General features: G+C 64.0%; 6 protein-coding genes and 2 pseudogenes. 5 read left to right on the forward strand and 3 right to left on the reverse strand.

The genetic code is table 11. The features are described from left to right. Positions 1-21: 21 nt before the first annotated feature. Both F753_RS32365 and F753_RS32370 read right to left on the reverse strand, forming a co-directional pair. Positions 22-1,356 carry a sensor histidine kinase gene (locus F753_RS32365; protein WP_003289361.1) on the reverse strand — a complete coding sequence of 445 codons (1,335 nt, stop codon included), beginning with the start codon at positions 1,354-1,356 and terminating at the stop codon, positions 22-24. After that, positions 1,353-2,048: a response regulator gene (locus tag F753_RS32370; protein WP_003289360.1), complete on the reverse strand. Its 696-nt coding sequence runs from the start codon at positions 2,046-2,048 to the stop codon at positions 1,353-1,355. The genes F753_RS32365 and F753_RS32370 overlap by 4 nt, the downstream gene beginning before the upstream one ends. Positions 2,049-2,236: 188 nt before the next feature. Here F753_RS32370 and dsbD point away from each other — a divergent pair, with 188 nt between their 5' ends. The 5 genes and pseudogenes from dsbD to F753_RS32395 all read left to right on the forward strand — a co-directional run bounded on the left by dsbD (position 2,237) and on the right by F753_RS32395 (position 7,189). Beyond that, positions 2,237-3,982, forward strand: coding sequence for a protein-disulfide reductase DsbD (gene dsbD / locus F753_RS32375; protein ID WP_023444732.1), 1,746 nt, complete (start codon positions 2,237-2,239; stop codon positions 3,980-3,982). Next, complete coding sequence (locus tag F753_RS32380; RefSeq protein ID WP_023444733.1) at positions 3,982-4,797, forward strand: TlpA family protein disulfide reductase; 816 nt, start codon at positions 3,982-3,984, stop codon at positions 4,795-4,797. Before dsbD ends, F753_RS32380 begins: the two co-directional genes overlap by 1 nt. Then, on the forward strand, positions 4,794-5,570 hold the full coding sequence (gene dsbG, locus F753_RS32385; protein ID WP_003289357.1) for a thiol:disulfide interchange protein DsbG: 777 nt from the start codon (positions 4,794-4,796) through the stop codon (positions 5,568-5,570). Before F753_RS32380 ends, dsbG begins: the two co-directional genes overlap by 4 nt. A 57-nt stretch (positions 5,571-5,627) precedes the next feature. Beyond that, a pseudogene (locus F753_RS32390) lies at positions 5,628-6,274 on the forward strand (c-type cytochrome). Beyond that, a pseudogene (locus F753_RS32395) lies at positions 6,271-7,189 on the forward strand (c-type cytochrome). Before F753_RS32390 ends, F753_RS32395 begins: the two co-directional pseudogenes overlap by 4 nt. Positions 7,190-7,247: 58 nt before the next feature. Here the strand turns inward: F753_RS32395 and F753_RS50295 are convergent. Next, positions 7,248-7,403, reverse strand: a complete 156-nt coding sequence (locus F753_RS50295) for a DUF4113 domain-containing protein (RefSeq protein ID WP_425337496.1) — start codon at positions 7,401-7,403, stop codon at positions 7,248-7,250. Positions 7,404-8,495 lie beyond the last annotated feature (1,092 nt).

Below are 8,495 nucleotides of genomic sequence, written 5' to 3' on the forward strand. Positions count from 1 at the left end.
CAGGTTATCGAGGTGCCGTCTTCAGGGAGCGGGAGCCTGCAGGCTGACCACCAACTCGACGATGAGGCCGTCCGCCTGCGGCTCGAAACGCAGATCGCAGGCACAGCGCTCGGCGATCGCCTTGACGATGGACAGGCCCAGACCACTGCCTTCACCTTCGCCGCTGCGCCAGAAGCGCTCCGTCAGACGCTCGAGCATTTCCGGCGGGATGGCCGGGCCGTGATCCTGCACGCTGAAGCGAACCCGGCGTTCATCCAGCTGTGAGAGCGTCAAGCGGATGGCTGTGCCGTGCCGGGTATGGCGGCGGGCATTGTCGAGCAGGTTGCGCAACGCCGCGACCGCCAGGGTGGGCGGCATCGCCAGTGGGTGAGGGCAGACATCTTGCGCCCCGCACAGCTCGATGTGCGGCCCGGGCTGCTGACTGGCGTCAGCGATCGCCAGCTGCGCGACGTCGAGGGCCGTGCAGCTGAGGCCGTCATTGAAGGACACGCGACCTTCGACCCGCGCCAGCATGAGCAGCTGTTCGAGGATCCGGTGCAGGCGATCCGTGCCGACCTCGGCCTGGGCCAATGCCCGTTTCGCGGTATCGCCCTCGGTCATGGCCGCGACCTGCAGGTGGGTCTTGATGGCGGTCAGCGGGCTGCGCAGTTCATGGGCGGCGTCATCGGTGAGCCGACGTTCGCGTTCGAGCATGTGCGCGATCCGCGCGAACAGCTGGTTCTGGGTTTCGACCAGGGGCGTCAGCTCTCGCGGCAGTCGCTCGATGTGCAACGGCTCTACCGAGTCGGCGCTGCGCTGCGCCAGGGCCGTGCGGATGCGTCTGAGTGGCGCAAGGCCGTTGCCGATTCCGATCCACAACACGATCAGGCTGCCCAGCAACGCGACGAACACCGGCAGTGCCGCGGCCAGGAGCACCGAGCGCTGGAGTGCGGTGCGCTCGTCAAGGCGATCGGCCGTGGTGATGCGCATGCCGTTCTGGATGAAGGTGAAACTACGCCAGGCGGTATCGCCAATCATCTGGTCGTGAAAGCCGGTGCGCTGAGCGTCGAGCGTGCTGTCTGGCGCCGCATGGCTGCGCGCCAGGATTTCACCCCGCAAGGAGCTGATCTGGCAGGCCAGGCCGTTTTCGATGCCAAGCTGTTCCGCACTCAGCCGGGTGATACCGCCTTCGCCCAGTTGCGGTTGCGGCAGTTGCACCAACAGACCCGCAACCATCCGCGCCGACGCAGCAAGGCGCTGATCGAGGGACTGCATCAACTGATTGCGAACATCGAAGAGCATCCAGGTCGCGGCCAGCGCCCAGAGCAGCACGAAGGCCGAGCCGAGGGTAAGGGTCAGGCGCAGGCGCAAGCTCATGGGTCGGGTGCCTCGGTGGACGCCGACGCATGGCCGGCCGGGCCCAGGCGATAACCGATCCCTCTGACGGTTTCGACGATGCCGTTACCCAGCTTGCGGCGAAGATGGTGGATATGGACATTCAGGGCGTTGCTTTCGACGTCATCGCCCAGTCCGTACACGGCGTCCTTGAGCTGCTCGGCCGATAGCACGCGGCCGGGGTTCTGCAGTAGCGCCTGGAGCAGCGCCTGTTCACGGCGCGACAGGTCCACGGGTTCGCCTGCCATGAAGGCCGCACAGGCGGCGGGATCGTAGCTTAGCGGGCCGTGTTCGATCATCTGCGTTGCCCGCCCGGCAGCGCGGCGCAGTAGGGCATGCAGGCGGGCAGCGAGCTCACGCAGGTCGAAGGGTTTGACGAGGTAGTCGTCAGCGCCCGCCTGAAGCCCGGAGACCCGCTCGGTTACCGCATCCCGGGCGGTCAGGATCAGCACAGGCAGCTCGAGGCCGCGGCGGCGCAGGCGCTGCAGAAAGCGCAGGCCGTCTTCGTCAGGCAGACCCAGATCGAGAACCATCAGGTCGAAGCTGGCTGTGCGCAGCAGCGAGTCGGCCTGCCCGGCCGTAGCGGCATGGGCCACGCTGAAGCCCTGGGCTTCTAGCCCGGCGACGATGCCACTGGCGATCAGTGCGTTGTCTTCTGTCAGCAGTACGTGCATGTGGGAATCGCTTGATAGGCAGCAGTCAGTATCGTCCGCCTGGATTAACGGCGCGTTAGCAGATGGTACGCCGAGTTGCTCGCGCCTCAACGTCGCTCGGCCTTACAGGTTGTGTCCATGCCTCGTTAATCGCCTCTTAATCCCGAGTCGGCAAGCTCGCCGTCGAATCTGGTAATCGGGTGTTGTGCATGCGAGCGCTTTTTATCTTTCTGGCCTGCTGCCTATGGTCTGTGCAGCTGGCGAACGCTTCGCCGTTCACCTTCGGTCAGAAGCAGCAGGACTTTCTGCCCGTGGATGAAGCGTTCACGCTGCACGTCGAGCAGCCTGACGCTGGCGGCGCCGTGCTGCGCTGGGATATTGCGCCCGGCTATTACCTCTACAAGGAGCGCCTGCGATTCGCAGGGCTGCCACCGGGGAACGAGCCCCAGTTGCCGCCTGGCGAGCCGTACCATGACGAGTATTTTGGTGATTCGCGAATCTATCGCGACAGCCTGGAAGTGCAGCTCCCCGATGCGGATCTCGCGTCGCTTGAACTCGGCTGGCAAGGCTGCGCCGATGCCGGCCTGTGCTATCCGCCGCAAAGCCGCACGGTAGAGCTGGGCGGCAGCAGCACCCCTCCGTCCATGCCGGTTCAGGCCGACGACCAGGCCCTGGCCAGCGGGCTACAGCAGCAGTCGCTGGGCTGGAGCCTGCTGATCTTCTTCGGACTCGGCCTGCTGCTTGCCTTTGCACCCTGTTCGCTGCCGATGCTGCCCATCCTGGCCGGCATCGTCGTGGGTAGCCAGGCCGGGCCTCGCCGCGGCATGGCGCTGGCTGGGGCCTACGTATTCAGCATGGCGCTGGTTTACGCCGCCCTCGGAGTGGTGGCGGCGCTACTGGGTGCGAATCTGCAGGGATGGCTGATGCAGCCGTGGCTGATCGCAAGTTTCGCTGGCCTGTTCGTGCTGCTGTCCTTACCTATGTTCGGCTTCTTCGAACTGCAACTGCCGGCGGGCCTGCGTGATCGGCTGGAGCAGGCCGGCCGCAAGCGCCGGGGCGGCAGCCTCGCCGGGGCCAGCGCGTTGGGCGTGTTGTCCGGGCTGCTGGTGGGCCCCTGCATGACTGCACCGCTGGCCGCGGCGCTGCTGTACATCGCCCAAAGCGGCGACGCCGTGAACGGTGGCCTGGTGCTGTTCGCGCTGGGCCTGGGGATCGGTACGCCACTGGTGCTGCTGGTGACGGTGGGCAATCGCTTCCTGCCCAAGCCTGGGCCGTGGATGGATCGCGTCAAGGTTTCCTTCGGTTTCCTATTTCTGGTCGCCGCCCTCTACGTGCTTCGTCCGCTGTTGTCCGACCCGCTCTGGGTAGGGCTGTGGGGCGCGCTGCTGGTTGTGGGTGCCAGCGGGCTGCTGCACCTGTCGCGGGAACTGGTGCGGCATCAGGCGCTCAGCCGCGCGGTGGCGTCGCTGGCCGGCGTCTGGGGCGTAGCGCTGCTGCTCGGAGCGGCTGGCGGCGCACAGGATGTCATGCGGCCGCTCGGTGTATTCACAGGCGGCGTTGCGTCCTCGCAAGGTGCTGAGCCTGCCCACGGATTTGTCGGCTTCAGCGAGCCGGCCGACCTTGATCGTGAGCTTGCTGCCGCCAGGGCCGCGGGCCAGTGGGTGCTGGTGGACTACTACGCCGACTGGTGCGTGTCCTGCAAGGTCATGGAAAAGGAGGTGTTCGGTGACGCCCAGGTGCAGGCAGCGCTCACCGGCGTGCGGATTCTGCGGCCGGACGTGACGCAGACCGATCCCGCCAGTCGCGAGCTGCTGAACCGCTATCAGGTCATGGGGCCGCCGACGCTGCTCTTCATCGGCCCGGACGGGGAAGAGCGGCGAACCCAGCGCATCACCGGCGAGGTCGATGCGAATCAGTTTCTGAACAGATGGAACCAGACAATGGAGCGTGGCTGATGCTGACGATCAACCTGGGGCCATTGGCGCTTGCCGTCCCACATGTGCTGATGCTGGTGAGCCTGTTTATAGCGATGCTGACCGGCTGGTGGGTTGGGCGGCGCAGCGAGCGGAATCCGGAACAACAGCTCTTCAGGCTGCTGCTGGTGGCGCTACTGGTCGCGCGGCTGGCCTTCGTGCTGGTGTACGTCGAGCATTTCCGAGATGAGCCCTGGCGCGTGATCGACATACGTGACGGCGGTTTTATTGCCTGGCCGGGCTTGCTGGTGGCCGTTCTGTTGGGTTCCTGGCTGGCCTGGCGCGACAGCGGGCTGCGCCGACCGCTGGGCGCAGCGGTGCTGGTGGGTGTGCTCAGCTGGGGGTTCGGGACCTTTGCGTTGCACGCGTTCGAGCAGGGCACGCGACTGCCTGAGATGGGCCTGCGGGACAACCGGGGTAAACCCGTCGCCTTGCAGGATTACGTTGGCAAGCCGCTGGTGGTCAACCTGTGGGCCACTTGGTGCCCGCCCTGCCGGCGTGAAATGCCGGTCCTTGCGCAGGCGCAACAAGAAAACACCGACGTGACCTTTCTTTTCGTCAACCAGGGCGAGGGCGAGCGATTGATCGCCGACTTCCTCGAAGCCGAAGGGCTCGGTCTGGAAAACGTTCTGCTCGACACCGGCGGTCGTCTGGGCCAGCACGTAGGGTCTGCGTCGCTGCCCACCACGCTTTTTTATGACGCCGAGGGACGCCAAGTTGGCAGCCATCTCGGTGAACTGTCCCGTGCCAGCCTGGCGCGCGCCCTTGAGCAACTAGAGGTCAAAACCCAGCCATGAAACCGGTACGTTCACTTTCGTTTTTTATCTCAACGCTCGCCTTACTGCCGACGCCCTGGGCGCTGGCCGAAACGCTGCCTCCCGCGGTTCAGGCCATTGAAGCGCGCGGAGCCAAAGTGGTCGGCAGTTTCGACGCGCCGGGAGGATTAAAGGGCTACGCAGCGCGTTACAACGGACAGGGCATTGCGCTGTATCTGACACCGGACGGTGATCATGTCGTGGTCGGCAGTTTGCTGGATTCCGCTGGCGAAGACCTGACCAAGGCACCGCTGGAAAAGCTTGTGTATGAGCCGATGAGCAGCGAGATGTGGCAGCGGCTCGAAAGCAGCACCTGGATTGCTGACGGCGCGGCTGAGGCGCCACGGGTTATCTACATGTTTTCCGACCCGAACTGCCCGTTCTGCAATATGTTCTGGAAACAGGCGCGGCCCTGGGTCGAAGCGGGTGACGTTCAGCTTCGCCACGTGATGGTCGGCATGCTGCGCCCGGACAGCGCCGGTAAATCCGCGGCACTGCTGGCCGCGAAGGACCCTGAGGCGGCGCTCAATGAGCACGAGGCCGCGGGCAAGGCCAGCACGCTCAAGGCCATCAAGCGTATCGCGCCCGAGGTGAATGAACAGCTTGAGGCGAACCTCACCCTGATGGGCGAAATGGGCGCCTCGGCCACCCCGGCTATCTATTACCTAGATGAGCAAGGGCGTCTGCAGCAGCATCAGGGCGCGCCTCGTCCCGAGGCGTTGAATGGCATCATGGGGCCGTTGTCCAAACGCTAGCAACACGACACGGTCAGTCAGCACCGGCACCTATAACAAGAATGATCTGGAGGCTACATGAACGTCCCCCTCTGGCCCTTGGCCGGGCTCTTCCTTGCGATTTCGGTGTCCGCGCACGCCGCGGATGCCGCTGCGGTGTACAGCAAAGGCGGGGCCAACACCGCCGCGATGGCGTGCGCTACCTGCCACGGCGCCGAGGGCGAAGGCATGGCCGCTGCGGGATTCCCCCGTCTGGCCGGCTTGTCGGCGAATTACATGCGCAAGCAACTGGCTGATTTCGCATCCGGTGCGCGGGCGAATCCAATCATGCAGCCCATTGCGGCAGCCTTAAGCCGTGAGGAAGCCGAGGCCGTCTCGACGATGCTGGCTGACAAGCCGCAACCGCAGGTCGAGCGAATCGACCGCACCGCGTTGGTCGACGGGCCTGGCGAAACCCTTGCGCTGCGCGGCGCCTGGGAACGCAACATCCCCGAGTGCGTTGCCTGCCACGGCCCAGCGGAACGGGCGTCGGCGACGCCTTCCCACCGCTGGCCGGGCAGTCGGCACAGTACCTGTCGTCTCAGTTGACCGCCTGGCGTCAGGGCACCCGCAAGAACGACCCCAACGACTTGATGGGCCACATCGCGCGTAGCTTGACCGAGGACGAGGTAATGGCGGTCTCGACATACTTCGCAGGCCTGACCGACAAAGGAGCAGCCAAATGAAGCCCCATACAAGCGCACTGCTGTTGATGTCATTGGCCTTCCCGGTGCTCGCGGACGACATCGCGATGGAAGATCAGTCGCAGATCCTGACCGGGGCCGGTGATCCCGCCAGCAGCAAGTACTTCCAACCGCCCAAGGAAAGCGAACTGCCTGACAACGCCTACGGGCAGTTGGTACAGCAAGGGCGCGCCATATTCGTCGATACCAAGACGCATGCGCCCGACTATGTGGGCAACGGCCTGGCCTGTGCGAACTGCCACCTCGAACAAGGCCGGAAAGCCAACTCTGCGCCGCTCTGGGCTGCCTACACCATGTACCCGGCGTACCGAAAGAAGAACGACAAGGTGAACAGCTATGCCGAGCGCCTTCAGGGCTGTTTCCAGTTCAGTATGAACGGCAAGGCACCCGAGGCTGACGGCCCCGTTATCGCCGCGCTTTCAGCCTATTCCTACTGGCTTGCAACCGGAGCACCCACGGGGCAAGAGCTGCCCGGTCGGGCCTATCCGGAAGTGCCACAACCCGAAGGCGGCTACGACCTGGCGAAGGGAGAACAGGTCTACGACGCACAGTGCGCCGTCTGTCATGGGCCAAACGGGGAAGGGCAGAAGTCTGGTGACCTTTATGTATTCCCGCCACTCTGGGGGGGCGGACTCGTTCAACTGGGGTGCTGGCATGCATCGAATCAACACGGCTGCGGCGTTCATCAAGGAAAACATGCCACTGGGCAAAGGCGGCACCCTGTCAGATGAAGACGCCTGGAACGTGGCGGCCTTCATGAACAGCCACGAGCGACCGCAAGACCCGCGCTTGATTGATGGCTCAGTCGAGAAAACTCGAGATAAGTACCACGCCAATGACGGCGTGAACCTTTACGGCAAGACCGTTAACGGCAAGATGTTGGGTAAGGGTATCTGACAGCCAAGGCGCTGGTGTCGCTACCTGCGTTTTGCGGTCGATTATCTCAACTCATGGCTTAGGTGGGCAGCTTACCGGGCTGTCCGCTTTTGGCCGATAGCTGCCGCTCATCCCACCGCGTCGTGTACCGCTGCGACGGCATCTCGCGCCGCATCGCCCACTTAGGGGCTGCAGGGATACGACCGAGTCGCACTGTACCCCTGCCCTCGGGCATTAATCCGGTCGACTACAGCCATCAGCCGATCGGTACCCGGGCGTGTTAACGGGGTAAACCCTAACCCAGCACGACGTGGGCTGGAGCGATGGCTCAGCCTCGACTGCATTCTCGGGGCGCTCGCCAGTTTCCGGTCAGCGCTCAGCTAATTCCGGTCATGTAGTCGACCATTCTTTTCGGCTCTGGCGGGCAGCCGGTGCCCTCGATAGTGCCTGTGGGAATGCTGCACGAGATGTTCGTAACCCAGCAACGACGTGGCAGGAGTAGTGGCAAAGCCTCAACTGCATTCTCGGGGCGCTCGCCAGTTTCCGGTCAGCGCTCAGCTAATTCCGGTCATGTAGTCGACCATTCTTTTCGGCTCTGGCGGGCAGCCGGTGCCCTCGATAGCGCCTGTGGAATACTGCACGAGATGTTCGCAACCCAGCAACGACGTGGGCTGGAGTAGTAGCAAAACCTCAACTGCATTCTCGGGGCGCTCGCCAGTTTCCGGTCAGCGCTCAGCTAATTCCGGTCATGTAGTCGACCATTCTTTTCGGCTCTGGCGGGCAGCCGGTGCCCTCGATAGCGCCTGTGGAATACTGCACGAGGTGTTCGCAACCCAGCAACGACGTGGGCTGGTGTAGTAGCAAAGCCTCAACTGCATTCTCGGGGCGCTCGCCAGTTTCCGGTCAGCGCTCAGCTAATTCCGGTCATGTAGTCGACCATTCTTTTCGGCTCTGGCGGGCAGCCGGTGCCCTCGATAGCGCCTGTGGAATACTGCACGAGGTGTTCGCAACCCAGCAACGACGTGGCAGGAGTAGTGGCAAAGCCTCAACTGCATTCTCGGGGCGCTCGCCAGTTTCCGGTCAGCGCTCAGCTAATTCCGGTCATGTAGTCGACCATTCTTTTCGGCTCTGGCGGGCAGCCGGTGCCCTCGATAGCGCCTGTGGAATACTGCACGAGGTGTTCGCAACCCAGCAACGACGTGGCAGGAGTAGTGGCAAAGCCTCAACTGCATTCTCGGGGCGCTCGCCAGTTTCCGGTCAGCGCTCAGCTAATTCCGGTCATGTAGTCGACCATTCTTTTCGGCTCTGGCGGGCAGCCGGTGCCCTC

The sequence above is a fragment of the Stutzerimonas chloritidismutans AW-1 genome, from assembly GCF_000495915.1.
Lineage (GTDB): Bacteria > Pseudomonadota > Gammaproteobacteria > Pseudomonadales > Pseudomonadaceae > Stutzerimonas > Stutzerimonas chloritidismutans.